This window comes from Leeuwenhoekiella marinoflava DSM 3653 (genome assembly GCF_900129005.1).
GTDB classification, from domain to species: domain Bacteria; phylum Bacteroidota; class Bacteroidia; order Flavobacteriales; family Flavobacteriaceae; genus Leeuwenhoekiella; species Leeuwenhoekiella marinoflava.
This window is the reverse complement of record NZ_FQUN01000011.1, coordinates 118,419-131,503: the sequence shown is the minus strand read 5'-3', so window position 1 is coordinate 131,503 and position 13,085 is coordinate 118,419. Positions and strand designations below refer to the sequence as shown.

The 13,085-nt window shown below is 37.6% G+C and carries 17 protein-coding genes; 7 read left to right on the top strand and 10 right to left on the bottom strand.

What is annotated here, in order from left to right:
* Positions 1–274: 274 nt before the first annotated feature.
* From BUB91_RS11290 to BUB91_RS11280, 3 genes are all read left to right on the top strand, one after another.
* Complete coding sequence (locus BUB91_RS11290) at positions 275–637, top strand: hypothetical protein (protein ID WP_073099343.1); 363 nt, start codon at positions 275–277, stop codon at positions 635–637.
* A 262-nt stretch (positions 638–899) separates the two neighbouring features.
* Entirely contained in the window at positions 900–1,313 is a 414-nt protein-coding gene (locus BUB91_RS11285) for a GreA/GreB family elongation factor (RefSeq protein ID WP_128759350.1), read from the top strand.
* A 40-nt stretch (positions 1,314–1,353) separates the two neighbouring features.
* A complete protein-coding gene (locus BUB91_RS11280; RefSeq protein WP_073099341.1) occupies positions 1,354–1,938 on the top strand; it encodes an HPP family protein in 585 nt (194 codons plus the stop codon).
* 69 nt (positions 1,939–2,007) lie between these two features.
* Here the strand turns inward: BUB91_RS11280 and BUB91_RS11275 are convergent, their stop codons facing one another.
* From BUB91_RS11275 to brnQ, 9 genes are all read right to left on the bottom strand, one after another.
* On the bottom strand, positions 2,008–2,994 hold the full coding sequence (locus tag BUB91_RS11275; protein ID WP_073099340.1) for a transporter family protein: 987 nt from the start codon (positions 2,992–2,994) through the stop codon (positions 2,008–2,010).
* Positions 2,995–3,006: 12 nt separating this feature from the next.
* Positions 3,007–4,062 (bottom strand): cytochrome-c peroxidase, encoded by a 1,056-nt coding sequence (locus tag BUB91_RS11270; protein ID WP_073099339.1) that lies wholly within the window; start codon positions 4,060–4,062, stop codon positions 3,007–3,009.
* A 46-nt stretch (positions 4,063–4,108) separates the two neighbouring features.
* Positions 4,109–4,915, bottom strand: coding sequence for an MbnP family protein (locus tag BUB91_RS11265; protein ID WP_073099338.1), 807 nt, complete (start codon positions 4,913–4,915; stop codon positions 4,109–4,111).
* 214 nt (positions 4,916–5,129) lie between these two features.
* Positions 5,130–5,504 (bottom strand): hypothetical protein, encoded by a 375-nt coding sequence (locus BUB91_RS11260; RefSeq protein ID WP_083557924.1) that lies wholly within the window; start codon positions 5,502–5,504, stop codon positions 5,130–5,132.
* Between the two features lie 11 nt (positions 5,505–5,515).
* Positions 5,516–5,950: a hypothetical protein gene (locus BUB91_RS11255; protein ID WP_073099337.1), complete on the bottom strand. Its 435-nt coding sequence runs from the start codon at positions 5,948–5,950 to the stop codon at positions 5,516–5,518.
* Between the two features lie 38 nt (positions 5,951–5,988).
* Positions 5,989–6,354, bottom strand: coding sequence for a hypothetical protein (locus BUB91_RS11250; protein WP_073099336.1), 366 nt, complete (start codon positions 6,352–6,354; stop codon positions 5,989–5,991).
* Between the two features lie 161 nt (positions 6,355–6,515).
* Complete coding sequence (locus tag BUB91_RS11245; protein ID WP_073099335.1) at positions 6,516–7,121, bottom strand: DUF2652 domain-containing protein; 606 nt, start codon at positions 7,119–7,121, stop codon at positions 6,516–6,518.
* 38 nt (positions 7,122–7,159) lie between these two features.
* Positions 7,160–7,312, bottom strand: coding sequence for a hypothetical protein (locus BUB91_RS21045; RefSeq protein WP_164917859.1), 153 nt, complete (start codon positions 7,310–7,312; stop codon positions 7,160–7,162).
* Positions 7,312–8,604 (bottom strand): branched-chain amino acid transport system II carrier protein, encoded by a 1,293-nt coding sequence (gene brnQ / locus BUB91_RS11240; protein ID WP_073099334.1) that lies wholly within the window; start codon positions 8,602–8,604, stop codon positions 7,312–7,314. The genes BUB91_RS21045 and brnQ overlap by 1 nt, the downstream gene beginning before the upstream one ends.
* Before the next feature lie 36 nt (positions 8,605–8,640).
* Between brnQ and BUB91_RS11235 the strand changes: the two genes are divergently transcribed.
* Together BUB91_RS11235 and BUB91_RS11230 are read left to right on the top strand one after the other, a co-directional pair.
* Positions 8,641–9,408 carry an alpha/beta fold hydrolase gene (locus BUB91_RS11235; RefSeq protein ID WP_073099333.1) on the top strand — a complete coding sequence of 256 codons (768 nt, stop codon included), beginning with the start codon at positions 8,641–8,643 and terminating at the stop codon, positions 9,406–9,408.
* A gap of 196 nt (positions 9,409–9,604) precedes the next feature.
* Complete coding sequence (locus BUB91_RS11230; protein WP_073099332.1) at positions 9,605–9,850, top strand: DUF1660 family phage protein; 246 nt, start codon at positions 9,605–9,607, stop codon at positions 9,848–9,850.
* A gap of 44 nt (positions 9,851–9,894) precedes the next feature.
* Here the strand turns inward: BUB91_RS11230 and thiL are convergent, their stop codons facing one another.
* Positions 9,895–10,947 (bottom strand): thiamine-phosphate kinase, encoded by a 1,053-nt coding sequence (gene thiL, locus BUB91_RS11225; protein WP_073099331.1) that lies wholly within the window; start codon positions 10,945–10,947, stop codon positions 9,895–9,897.
* 265 nt (positions 10,948–11,212) lie between these two features.
* Between thiL and BUB91_RS11220 the strand changes: the two genes are divergently transcribed.
* Positions 11,213–11,542: a HesB/IscA family protein gene (locus BUB91_RS11220; protein WP_073099403.1), complete on the top strand. Its 330-nt coding sequence runs from the start codon at positions 11,213–11,215 to the stop codon at positions 11,540–11,542.
* 43 nt (positions 11,543–11,585) lie between these two features.
* Positions 11,586–13,031: a Fe-S cluster assembly protein SufB gene (gene sufB, locus BUB91_RS11215; protein ID WP_073099330.1), complete on the top strand. Its 1,446-nt coding sequence runs from the start codon at positions 11,586–11,588 to the stop codon at positions 13,029–13,031.
* Positions 13,032–13,085 lie beyond the last annotated feature (54 nt).

The following is a 13,085-nucleotide window of genomic DNA, read 5'->3' as shown; positions in this document are numbered from 1 at the left end:
ACTGTTTGTGAGCTTTTTTAATTAAAAGACTTGTTTGTATTGAAAATGGCTTCATTTGCTTGTGGTATTCTAAGCAAAACCCGTATAGGTGGGTAGTTTGTATCCAACCCGGGTATTCTGTACCCAACACCACTTTATTTAAACAGTTTGAATTCAAACTAACGCCCTGATTTTCAATTTTTTAAAATTTTGAATGTTTAGTTTTGATCTACTGGCATATGCCTTGCTTTATAATAAGTAGTAGAACAATTTTAATAACCTAAATATCAATCTCATGAAAACTATACTATTTGTAGCCGCAATGGCATTAGGAACCTTATCTATTCAGGCACAAGATACGTGCACAACTCCAAAACTTAAAGCTGGTGATATTTTAAAAATAGCATCACCATCTACCAGTTCATTTGAGCATATCAATTTTCCGAAGAGCAATTTTATCATTAAGCGTGGTGGAATAGCAAATTACAGAGCGCTTATAAACAAAGAGATAGAAGTTACAGAAATAACTGAAGAAAATGGTTGCGTAGCTCAAGTTGATGTGAAATTAAAGGATGGAAAGAAATTCTTCAACACAGTTAAAACAGTGCGCGTAGACCTTAAGAAAGCTCTTGATGCTGGAGAAATCGCATTAAAATAAGTGTTTAGTTAATTAGCCAAAAAAACTAAAACAATCCAGAGAAAAGTTTCTGTTAGTTAGTGCGCGCTTGCTCGGTAATAAAGATTAGAAAGCTTTGTGGTTTTGGCCTAAGGTGATTTAATACGAATTAATTGGAGCAGCATTCAAATTGAGCAAGTGCGTCTTCTCTGGTATTTTTTGAATTAAACTTAATAAAGCCCAAACCCCGATTCACGTGAAGTAGGGATCACACTATCGGGTACGGGCTTTTTTAGTTGTAGCTATGAAATACAATCACTTTTTACTGGAAAAGAAAGAATATGTGCATCTTAAAAAGGTGATGAATTTTTCACATCATCTTATTCAGGATTCTTATGGATGTGCGTTAAGGGTATTAGATGCTAAATTGCATAGTGCCAGAATTTGGGATGCTCAGCATATGCCAAATGATGTGGTACGACTTCATAGTAACGTATTGCTGGCTTTAGGTTCAAAAGAGCTGAACACAACGTTAATTTTAAATTCCAATGTTTCTGAAGATTCGCAGGAAACCTCAGTGCTGACAGCTCTTGGAGCTGCAATTTTGGGCTGTGCAGCAGGAGATACTGTACAGTATTTTAAGGATGGAAACTATTTCGATTTATACATCAAATGCGTTGAGCAGCAAGATACCTTTATAGACAGTTTTATGCTGTAAGCTTTAAGTTCAGAGACACAATTATAAAAGTTAATATCCAATGCCTAAAAGAACTGTAAGAAGAACGTATAGGATTTCTAAATACATTATTTACAAAGAAACTTTTGTTGACTATAAAGAGTATTTCTGGTCATTTGTGGGGGCATTTATAGGGATCGGACTTATCGCTTGGGTGCAATCTCAGTTTTTACCAGAACTAGAAACTATTTTCTTAATCGGTTCTTTTGGGGCTTCTAGTGTTTTGATTTACGGAGCGATAAACAGTCCTATGGCTCAACCTAGAAATTTAATAGGAGGTCACCTAATTTCAGCTGTTATTGGTGTTACGATAGGTAAATTTATGCCAGATATTATCTGGCTCACAGCGCCTCTGGCTGTGGCAACTTCTATAATCGCTATGCAGTTTACAAAGACCTTACACCCACCCGGTGGTGCTACAGCATTAATAGCCATTATAGGAAACACAAAAATCAGTGAACTAGGGTATGGGTATGTTCTTTCTCCGGTGTTAACAGGAACCTTGATTCTTTTTGTAACCGCTCTGGTTTTTAACAACCTTACTAAGCATCGAAAGTACCCTGCCAGTTCAAAAAGGCGTTTTCTTACGCGTCTGCTAAGAAAATAATAGAAGAGTTTTTAATTGTTAGTGTTCGGGAACTTCTCGTAGAACTGTCCACGAACACTACTAATTAGTTTATAACATATAATTGAAGTGAAGTCCTAAGCGGTATTTAGCTTCTACTTTACCATCATTTAAATCTTGACTTACCGGAAGCATTAAATTGACACCGGCACTTAATTTTTTTAGTGAAACTTCAGCGCCTAAGCGTCCAAAAAGCACATTGCCTTCGGTATCTGCAACAGGTAAACCGTAGCTCTCATTTTCAGAATAAACTTCGCCTGCCAGACCTATAAACGGAATGATTTTATCTATTTTAAGGGTGTTGTACACTTTAGAAAGATTGATTCCGTAAGTGAATTGATCGCCAAAATGATAGTCTTTTTTGTTTTCGGTTTTAAAGGTATAATTCGTCATCAAGCCCAAGCCCCAGTTTTCATACCCTACTGAATAGTTCGCGGCTAAAATGTAATCAAGACTTCCTGTACCCACTTGAAAACTTGGATTTACACTGCCTTCATTGTTAGAACGCTTGTATTCGCCAGTAGGTAATTTTACACCACCACCTACTTCAAGGCTGTGTTTGTATTTTGTAATTTGATTTTCATACAAACCATTAGGAACCGGAGTGATTAGTGCGTAAAATGCTAACACACTCACATCTCCCAAACCATTGATGTCTTGTGAAGTTCGATCTACAAAATTACGGTGATGAAAATGATACGGAACAATTGCAGTTACACTCAGTTTTTCGGTAATTGGAATTTTACCCCAAAGTTGTAGGGTGTTGAAGTTTTCTTCTACCCAAGGCGAATTATTAAAAATTCCGTCTCTGGATTGGTAACGTTGGTAAATGTAGCGCAGGCCTACAAAATTTTCGTTGCCTACCGTACCATAACCCATACCACCACCGGTACTTCCGCAACCGCAAAAATCACAGTCTTCATAATCGTATTTATAAAACGGATTGATCTCAGGATCTATAATTTTGGTCTCGCTTGTTTTAGCTTGTACCGAAAAAACTGCCGCTACAATTAAGCAAGTAGTTATATATTTTTTCATTTGATTTCTTTTTTAATATTCTGCAAAACGCTTATCGTTGAGGTATTCAGAATCTGTAAGTGTGTTTAAAAATGCGATTAGAGCTTCTTGCTCTGTAGCGCTGAGAGCTATTCCTAATCTTCCATTTTGTTTTAATATGGGATCTAAGGTTTCAGAATCTTGCACCCCCGAATTGTAAAAATTGAGTACAGAAGCCAAGCTTCCAAAACGCCCGTCATGCATATATGGAGCTGTGACAGCTACATTACGCAAACTGGGTACTTTAAACTTATAGTGGTCTGCGGTGCTGCCGCTAACTGCTGCTCGGCCTAGATCGTTAATTCCGGGATAGGGAGGAAGGCCATTATTTCTAAAGGCACTATCTGTAAATAGATCGGTTTTGTGACAGGAAGCGCACTTGGTTTCAAAAACACCCAATCCTTCTTTTTCTAGTTCTGAAAATTCACCGCCAGTCTCATTCCGTACGTATTTGTCGTATTTAGAGTTAGACGAAATCATCATCACCATAAATTGTGAAAGCGCCTTAAAGAAGTTTTCGTTATTAACCGAACCGTCTTCAAAAGCCGAAGCAAACAAGCGTTGATATTCGCTATCTGCTTGTAGTTTTGTAAGCACGTTACTTATGGTTTCTCCCATTTCAACCTCATTAGTAATAGGTATGATGGGAAATAAATCAAGATGAGAGGTGCCGCCATCCCATGAGAATTGACTTTGAAAAGCCATGTTTTGAACAGCCGGTGCATTTCGGGTTCCTTCCAGATCGTCTATACCGTGGCTAAATTGATGTCCGTGATGCGTAAAGGCAAAGCGTTGCTCGTGACAAAAACCACAGGAAATGAATCCGTTGGATGATAATTTGCCATCATAAAATAATTTTTTACCCAGTTCGAATCCGTTTTTTGTAGGCGGATTTTTACTGATGTCATAGTGCATCTCCGGAAAATTAGCCGGTATACTAACTTCTAGGTTTTCATCTAAAGCAAAGTAGTCTGTGTCGTCACTTTTGCTACATGCAAAAATCAGACTGAGCACTACCATGCTTAAAGCAAGTTTAATACTGTATTTCATAATAAAAATTTAGCGTAGCATTATAAATGCTACGCTTTAGTATTAATTAATGCTCAAGATTCTCACCATTGTGCACGTGATCTACCCGAAACATAGTCGCAGCATTGGTCGCAATTTGCGGACTTTTAACTTCGTCAATCATCACTACCGCTTTTTCAGACAATACAATTTTAGTGTTACCGTCAAGAATTTGATTGGCATCAACAGCTAGATGTACAATAGGGCTCAGGGTTGAACTTACTAATGCATTTGTAGGCAGTTCTAAAGTGAGTTCTTTGTAGTTGTCTAAACTGCTGCCATGGCTTCCCATATGAATCTGAAAACTAGTAGCTTCAGTTACTGTGGGAGAAGTAAACGTACCTTCGAAATTCAAGAATTTATAACCAGCAAGCCAAGACCACATCATGTTTGTTTCTTCAGCCAGCTGAAGAAAATCTCCCTGACCTGCTGCGCCTTGCAGGTATTTTTCCTGGTCTACGCCTAGGCCAAAGCGTACTGCAACATAATCGCCGGCAGGAATATTAGTCAACGTTATTTCGCTTAAACCTGCTTCTTCGCTAATAACAAAATAACTATCGTCTTTAGGATAGGTGTATTCATTTCCTTCGGTATCGATTAACACAAAGTTGCTTACAATATAATTGAAACGATTTATGGTAAGTACCTCACCATTACTGTTTGTGTAGGTTGAACTGTTTAAGAGTAAATCATCACCATTTACACTGTTGTCAAATTCTATCCTAAGGTTGTTTTCTCCTGTTAGGTTTTGAGTAGCGTCATCGTCTGATGAACACGAAGTGAGAACTAGCCCAGCGGCTAAAATCAAGTATTGAAATCTTTTTAATGTTGTCATTTCAGTAATTATTAGAATTTATTGGCGCCGCCAAAGGGTTTAATACCTAGGCTTGCCTCGAAATTAATTTTTTTTTAATGAATACCTCGTGGGCTTGCCCCGAGGTAGTTTACTTTTTTCCCATATGGGATGTGTCAGGCGTTTGCCTGAAGTATTTGCACAGCGGTTTTAATATTCAACTTTGAAAATTAAATGCTGTGGCTGTTCTATATAATTAGCTGAAAATGGGTGGTCTTAAGATTTGATTGCTATGTCCTGAGGTAACTGCGCGATTATAGCAGTCCTCTACTTTATTTTTTGGTTTGGGTTTTAGGAGTTCAAACTCCCAGGCAGCAGTGTGCTCCAAGAAGTAGGTGATTGTTAACTGAAGGTTGTTTTTGGCACCGCGCTCTTGCGCATCTTTTTTCTTTGAAGCTTCATCGGCAAGTGCTTGCATCAAATAGCAGCGACCCTTACAATTAAGCTCTGGGCGATCCCGGTTTACACATAACTCGTCTACTATGTAATCGTAATTGAATACATAGTTGAGTATGGGTACAGCAGGTTGCAGCATGATAAAAGCAGCAAAAAGAGGCCAGAAAAACTTCAACAGATAATTCCTTAGTTAAGATTTTTTTGAGCCAATGCTATGCTTTCATTTGTGAAATCACGCAGTTCTTTAACTTCATCAAGTTCGGTTTCTAAGCCTTCAATGTTTTCTTTAAGCTCTGCTGCGGTCATTTTAGCAACCGGCGTGCGGTCTTTTACATAGGTGTCTGTAAAATCGTGCATCCAAGACATCATGCTTCGGTCTGTTTCCTTGAGTTTGTCTAGGATCTCTTGCTGAGCAGGAGTCATCGAATCTTGAGCTTGAAGTTGTTCTTGTAATTCAGTGAGTTTACCCATCTCTGGCATAATCTCATCGTGAATGGCTATTACTTCTGTAAATAAGGTGTTGTATTGGTCACGTAGTGCTGCATTAGCATCGCAAGAACTCATACTTGCAGATAGTGTGATACACGCAAAAACCACGAGACATTTATTGAAAATGTTCATTGCTTAAAAGTTTAGTTTATAAAAAAAATAGGACTAAACTAAGCGATGGGCGGGCGTAAGAGGCTTTGAGAGGTTTCCCGGCTGATGAACTTTGAAGCAAACGAGAACGGAACAAATGTAGTTTCTACAAATTTTACAGGAATTGTAAAATCACTTGCTGTTAGTATAAAAGGAAGCAGCTCTACATTTGCAGTGTTGCTTTTCTTTTTTGTGTTAGACTCTTTTTCTGAAGCTTCAGCAAGCGCGTTCATAAGGTAACATTTCCCGTTACAATTGAGCTTAGGGACATCTTTGTTTTCACAAAGAACAGTACTTATGTATTCGTAATCAAAAGCATATTCTAAAAATGGAAATGCCGGGCGCAGAACCATAAGAAAAGCAAAAATGAGTACTAGATTTTTCACTCGATATTCGAGATTGAGATGCTTCGGGTTTTATTCCAAAATTTAAACTTGTTTCGATACATTATCTTATGGATTTACTACAAGATAATTTACGGCGCAAAAATAGGGTTCTGTATAAAATTTCTTAGTTAAAATTCAATATTTGTTTTTGTTGAATGCGCTTAGCTCTGTCTTAGCGGTTCAAGATTGATGTAGTGGTAATTGATAGTGCCCAGATGCTCAAAGTCTATAGCTTGTTTTTCCAACGGAGCCCAATCACAGTATTTTTTAAATTCTTCTGGAGAGAAATGTTTATAGAGTTGTTCTGAGATTAGAATATACTCATCGATTTCAATGTTGTTTTTTAAAAGTCGGTGTGCAGTTATAACATCTTCACCCATGAGTTTAATACGATTGCCTATGGGTACCATTGCAATCTCTTCGCCATAATGCAAGATGATCTTAAGACCTAGAATTTCTGGTATTGCAATAGCATCTTCTTCAGATTTGTGTTTCTTATGCAGTTTTAAAATACGCTTGTAGAAATCGGTATAAAATGTTTTGCATTGCTTTATGAGTGACGCGAGATCAGGGAGTTCTCCTTTTCTAAAAAATAAAACAGCGTCGCCTTCTATCTCTGAGACTTTGAGGTCTAAAGTATTCGCATAGATTATTTCGTTTAACAAAGCTGGAATGACCTGGGAGGTCAATTCAAAGTTTGCTTCACGCATAAATTGAGTAAACCCACTAATGTCTGGTATACAAATTAAAGTTGGTGTTGCTTTCATAATATGATGTGAGTGCGTCATCAAGAATAAGCTTTTGCTTACGCTTCATTAGATTTAGACGCGGTGATAATCGCTTTGAGTTTTGCGGCTCTAGCTTCTTTTTCTTTACGTAGTTTTTCCTTTTTCTGTTTAAGAAGCTTGGTATGCTTCGCCTTATTTTTTCCGTTCTTAGGTGTTCCTCTTTTAGCCATTATTCTTCAGGATTTAAGGGTTCTGGTTTGCTGGTAAAATGTTCAATGCTAAGCGCAATACCATAAGAAAGCAGTGCAGGAACAAACCACGCGATGCCATATTCAGCTAGTGGGATGAGTTGTTTTGCATTTTCAAGATTCAATATGTTCAGGCTTTTTAAAAAGTCAGGAATGCTAAAAATCATGGTAGTAATAACGACAATTCTAAATATCTTCCGGGAAGTATAATGTTCTGGCAGCGCATTCAATAGTATTAAAACAATGACTAGCGGGTAGATAAAGTGGAGCGCAGGTACTGCGATTTCGATAATATAAGCTACTCCGGTTTGCCCGATGATTACACCGATTAGGCAGCCTAAAATCACCGTAATAACATAGGCATTTTGCGAATTTTTAAAAAGTCCTTTTACAAAATCTGCTGTCCCGGTTACAATTCCTACTGCTGTAGTAAAGCAAGCGAGACTTACTAAAAAGGCTAAAATAATACGGCCGCCACTTCCTAAAGTCTCGTAGCTTAAGAAGGAGAGTATATCGGTACGCGATGGGTTTTCTATGCTGTTTCGGTATAATGAACCTATATAAATGAGACCTGCATAAATACTAAATAAACCTACGCCGGCTAAGATAGCTGCACGTCTTAGAATGCCTTTTTTGATTTGAGTATCCTCATGATTTCTGAGGTTCAACGAAATAACTATCACTGCGCCGATGACAATCGCACCAATGGCATCAAAAGTCTGGTAACCTTCTAAAATACCAGAGCGTACCGGGTTTGTTATAGAGCTGTTAGTTGCCTGTGGTAATTCGGCAAAAAAGGCTATGCTGATTATAGTTGTAAGTGTAATGAGTAAAAGCGGTGTCAAATACTTGCCCAATAGATCTAAAATTTTTGAGCGGTTGAGTGCAAATAGTAAAACCAGACCAAAATAAATAGAACTCAGTGTGAGTGAGCTCAGCGTAAAATAGGGCTGAAGCGCCATTTCATAAGTTACCGAGGCGGTTCGCGGTCCCGGTAATGTGATGGTAACCAAATACACCAATATGCAAAAAATGAGACTGAATTTAGGGTGGACTTTTGAAGCGAAATCAAGCATAGTGCCTTGTAATCGAGCGTGTGCAAAAATTCCTAAAATCGGAATAATTACTGCTGAAATAATAAAACCCAGCGCGACCAAAGACCATTGGTTACCAGAATTATAACCCAATAATGGGGGCAGTATTAAGTTTCCTGCTCCAAAAAAAAGTGAAAATATAGCGAAACCTGTAATCAGTGTTTCTTTTTTAAAACTCATACACGATGTAACTTTCCACCCGAAAGATAAAATAAAATGAAGCCAACTAAAGTGCAAAGCAGTCTATTTTATGAGGAATTTGGGAGAGGAGATACCCTTTGCTTACTGCATGGATTTTTAGAGAATCGTAAAATGTGGTTACCTTTTATAGAGCAATTGTCACTAAATAATCACATTATCATAGTAGACCTGCCTGGTCATGGAAATACCGAAGTTTTGTCTGGTGACAACACGATGAGTAAAATGGCTGTAGCGCTTCAGGTTCTTTTTGACAATCTCGGTGTGACTCAAGTTAAGTTTGTAGGCCACTCTATGGGTGGGTATGTAGCTCTGGCTTTTGCAGCTTTGTTTCCTGAAAAAACTACGGGTGTGTGTCTTTTAAATTCTACTCCGGAAGCTGATACAGATGCCCGAAGGCAATTGAGGCAACATGGTATAGCTGTTGCTCAAAAGAATTATAAAGCCATGATCTCTATGTCTGTGGCAAATCTTTTTTCAAAAGAGTTAAGAGCAAAATTTAAAGAGGAAATTTCTTACACAAAAGAAGAAGCATTAAAAACTCCTATTGAAGGATATATCGCTTGTCAAAACGGAATGTCATTACGTTTTGAGAATACCGTGCTTTGGAAACAAGCCCATTTCAAAAAATGGATGATTTTAGGAGATCAAGATACTTTGATATCTGCTGAGAAAATGCAAGAAAATTTTGACGATTTTGATGTGGAAATAAACGTTTTAGCTGGCGGTCATATGCTTACTATCGAAAATTTTGATGCTGTTTTAGCTCTTTTGTTGAATTTTTAAGCTCGTGTTTGTACTGTACTATTTTTTAATAATCTGATTTTTAGCTGTTATATCTAAAATATTCTCAAAATATAAGTTTTATATTGAGAATATCTATGATCTATTACCGCTTGAGTATTTAGACGGTTAAAAGTGTATTTTTAACGTTTTGTTTTGTTAAATTTGGGAAGCTAACTTCATAAATTTTCCCTACATCATGAGCATCAAAGCCCAAACCAAAAACCCGTTTAAAAGATTACAGTGTAAATTATTTGGACATAGGTATGCTATTCTCCGTTCCTATCAAACGAATAAAAAAGAATATGAGTGTTCGCATTGCCAAAAACAATTCACTGAAAATGACTTTGGCGAACTTGAAGCGCTAACTCCAAAATTAAGACGTATTAACGAAGTTATGGAGAAGTTCTATGTTTTTAAGAACGCAAGGCGCCGTTCCGCTTAACTTCCTAGTTCCAAATTGATGATTTTGAGGTTTTCTCGGAAAGATTAATCTTCCTCTTTTAAAGCATTCCATCCTCTTGCGACAATAGGGATTGAAGTATTTGCTCTTGTGATCAAATTCATCCCATCGCTTTCTGGGGTGATGTGACCGATTACAGTCAAATGCGGATTGCCTTTTACTTTCTCGTAATCCTCCTGAGTGATGGTGAATAACAATTCATAATCTTCACCGCCGCTTAATGCTACTGTTGTGCTGTCAATTTCAAATTCCTCACAAACATTAATTAGTTGGGGGTCTAATGGAATCTTCTCTTCATATAGACGTACACCTGTCTTAGAGCTTTTGCAGAGGTGTATGATTTCTGATGACAAGCCATCGCTTATGTCTATCATAGAAGTAGGTTTTACTTCCATCTTTTTAAGTAATTCAATAATATCTTTGCGGGCTTCAGGCTTCAGCTGGCGTTCTATGATATACGAATACGGTTCCAAATCAGGTTGCGCATTAGGATTTACCTTATAAACTTGTTTCTCGCGTTCTAAGACTTGCAAGCCCATGTATGATGCACCGAGGTCGCCGGATACAACTAGAAGATCTCCATCTTTAGCGCCGTCACGCTTTACAAGGGCTTCCGGTTCAGCGGTACCTAACGCGGTTACGCTTATTAGCAAACCTTTTGTACTTGAAGTTGTGTCCCCACCTATTAAATCAACATTGTAAATCGAGCAGGCCAGTTCAATCCCGGCATATAATTCTTCAAGCGCTTCAAGTGGGAAACGGTTAGAAACCGCGATAGAAACGGTGATCTGTGTTGCTTCAGCATTCATCGCATACACATCAGAAAGATTAACCATTACGGCTTTGTATCCCAAATGTTTTAAAGGCATAAAGCTGAGGTCAAAGTGTACGCCTTCAACCAGAAGATCTGTAGTTACCACCAGTTGTTTACCTTCAGTATCTATAATAGCAGCGTCATCACCAATACCTTTTACGGTACTGTTTTGGCGTATGGTAAAATTCTGAGTCAGATGATTTATAAGTCCAAATTCGCCCAAATCGCTTAATGAGGTTCGGGATTGATCTTTATTGTCAAACATAATAGCCTTGCTTTTGCCTGCAAAGTTAAATGGAATAAACGAAACCCGATATTGAAGACGGTTTTAAAACAAAAATCTTTGTGAAATGATGCTCAAATCAGGAGTCATCTGGTTTTTAGTTTGCAGATTGAATCAATTATAGTAAAAACAAATAGTGAGCACCTTCCGCTATATGATTCCTTTATTATTTTATAAGATAGTTTAATGTAAGGTTCTATGGTAAAACACTACTTATATGGTATATTTGTACCAATTAAGAAGTATTATGATTAAAGTAAGCGAAGAAGCAAAAAAGAAAATAGCCGGCCTTATGAGTGAGGAGGGTTATGATGCTGTTAGAGACTACGTTAGAGTAGGAGTGAAGAGTGGCGGTTGTAGTGGTTTGTCTTATGAGCTGAAATTTGATAAAAGTCTTCAGGAAGAAGATAAATTGTTTGAAGATAACAATATCAAATTGATTGTTGATAAGCGTAGTTTTCTCTATCTGATAGGTACTGTTTTAGAATACAGTGGGGGATTGAATGGTAAAGGTTTTGTCTTTAACAATCCCAATGCACAACGCACCTGCGGTTGTGGAGAGAGTTTTTCACTATAATAATGATAATTACTGTTTGTAATAAACAGATTAGATAAAGTATATGGCGTATACAGAAGACGATTTAGAAAAAGAGTTAGCGACCAAAGAATACAAATACGGATTCTACACAGATATTGAATCTGAAACGTTTCCTAATGGTTTGAACGAAGATGTTGTGCGAGCAATTTCTTTAAAAAAAGGTGAGCCGGAATGGATGACTGACTGGCGTATTGAAGCTTTTAGGTATTGGCAAACGATGGAAGAGCCAGAGTGGGCTAATGTGCATTATGCAAAACCAGACTTTCAGAACATTTCGTATTATTCAGCTCCTTCAAAAAAGCCGAAATACGATAATCTTGATGAGGTAGATCCTGAATTGTTAGATACATTCAAGCGTTTAGGTATTTCTCTTGATGAGCAGAAAAAGCTTGCAGGTGTTGCGGTTGATGTGGTTATGGATTCTGTTTCGGTAACAACAACTTTTAAGAAAACACTTGCTGAAAAAGGAATCATTTTTTGTTCAATTTCTGAAGCGATAAAAGAACATCCTGAATTAGTAAAGAAATATATTGGTTCGGTAGTTCCGCAGAAGGATAACTTTTATGCTGCCTTAAACAGTGCAGTTTTTAGTGATGGTTCTTTTTGTTATATCCCTAAAGGCGTACGTTGCCCAATGGAGCTTTCTACTTATTTCAGAATCAATCAGGCCGGTACCGGTCAGTTTGAAAGAACACTTGTTGTTGCTGATGCAGGTAGTTATGTGAGTTATTTGGAAGGTTGTACTGCTCCTTCCCGTGATGAAAATCAGTTGCACGCTGCAGTTGTAGAATTGATAGCTCTGGACGATGCAGAGATTAAATATTCAACGGTACAGAACTGGTATCCTGGTAATGATCAAGGTAAAGGCGGAGTTTACAATTTTGTGACTAAACGAGGATTGTGTGAGAAAAACGCAAAAATCTCTTGGACGCAAGTTGAAACGGGTAGTGCTGTAACTTGGAAATATCCTAGTTGTATTTTGAAAGGTGATAACTCAATCGGAGAATTTTACTCGATTGCTGTAACGAATAACTTTCAGCAAGCAGATACGGGTACAAAAATGATTCACTTGGGTAAAAATACAAAGAGTACCATTATCTCTAAAGGTATTTCTGCCGGTCAATCTCAAAACAGTTACCGTGGTCTGGTGCAGATAAACAGCAGAGCTGATAACGCACGGAATTTTTCACAGTGTGACTCTTTGTTGATGGGTAATAAATGTGGGGCGCATACCTTCCCGTATATCGAAGCTAAAAATAAAACAGCACGTGTAGAGCACGAGGCTACGACAAGTAAAATTGGTGAAGATCAAATCTTCTACTGTAACCAGCGCGGTATAGATACCGAAAAAGCAATCGCATTGATTGTAAACGGTTTCAGTAAAGAAGTGCTGAATAAATTACCAATGGAATTTGCTGTTGAAGCTCAGAAATTATTAGAGATTTCATTAGAAGGTTCAGTAGGATAATAAATTAAGAATATCAGAAAAAGGCATTATAAATCAGCCTAAAGAATTTAGAAT

Excerpts from the sequence above, each read along its gene's own strand:
- BUB91_RS11280 (WP_073099341.1), top strand. The coding sequence starts at position 1,354 with ATGCCTAAAAGAACTGTAAGAAGAACGTATAGGATTTCTAAATACATT.
- thiL (WP_073099331.1), bottom strand. The coding sequence starts at position 10,947 with ATGTTTGACAATAAAGATCAATCCCGAACCTCATTAAGCGATTTGGGC.
- BUB91_RS11285 (WP_128759350.1), top strand. The coding sequence starts at position 900 with ATGAAATACAATCACTTTTTACTGGAAAAGAAAGAATATGTGCATCTT.
- BUB91_RS11220 (WP_073099403.1), top strand. The coding sequence starts at position 11,213 with ATGATTAAAGTAAGCGAAGAAGCAAAAAAGAAAATAGCCGGCCTTATG.
- BUB91_RS11275 (WP_073099340.1), bottom strand. The coding sequence starts at position 2,994 with ATGAAAAAATATATAACTACTTGCTTAATTGTAGCGGCAGTTTTTTCG.
- BUB91_RS11245 (WP_073099335.1), bottom strand. The coding sequence starts at position 7,121 with ATGAAAGCAACACCAACTTTAATTTGTATACCAGACATTAGTGGGTTT.
- BUB91_RS11265 (WP_073099338.1), bottom strand. The coding sequence starts at position 4,915 with ATGACAACATTAAAAAGATTTCAATACTTGATTTTAGCCGCTGGGCTA.
- BUB91_RS11255 (WP_073099337.1), bottom strand. The coding sequence starts at position 5,950 with ATGAACATTTTCAATAAATGTCTCGTGGTTTTTGCGTGTATCACACTA.
- BUB91_RS11230 (WP_073099332.1), top strand. The coding sequence starts at position 9,605 with ATGAGCATCAAAGCCCAAACCAAAAACCCGTTTAAAAGATTACAGTGT.
- BUB91_RS11270 (WP_073099339.1), bottom strand. The coding sequence starts at position 4,062 with ATGAAATACAGTATTAAACTTGCTTTAAGCATGGTAGTGCTCAGTCTG.
- BUB91_RS21045 (WP_164917859.1), bottom strand. The coding sequence starts at position 7,312 with ATGGCTAAAAGAGGAACACCTAAGAACGGAAAAAATAAGGCGAAGCAT.
- sufB (WP_073099330.1), top strand. The coding sequence starts at position 11,586 with ATGGCGTATACAGAAGACGATTTAGAAAAAGAGTTAGCGACCAAAGAA.
- BUB91_RS11235 (WP_073099333.1), top strand. The coding sequence starts at position 8,641 with ATGAAGCCAACTAAAGTGCAAAGCAGTCTATTTTATGAGGAATTTGGG.
- brnQ (WP_073099334.1), bottom strand. The coding sequence starts at position 8,604 with ATGAGTTTTAAAAAAGAAACACTGATTACAGGTTTCGCTATATTTTCA.
- BUB91_RS11290 (WP_073099343.1), top strand. The coding sequence starts at position 275 with ATGAAAACTATACTATTTGTAGCCGCAATGGCATTAGGAACCTTATCT.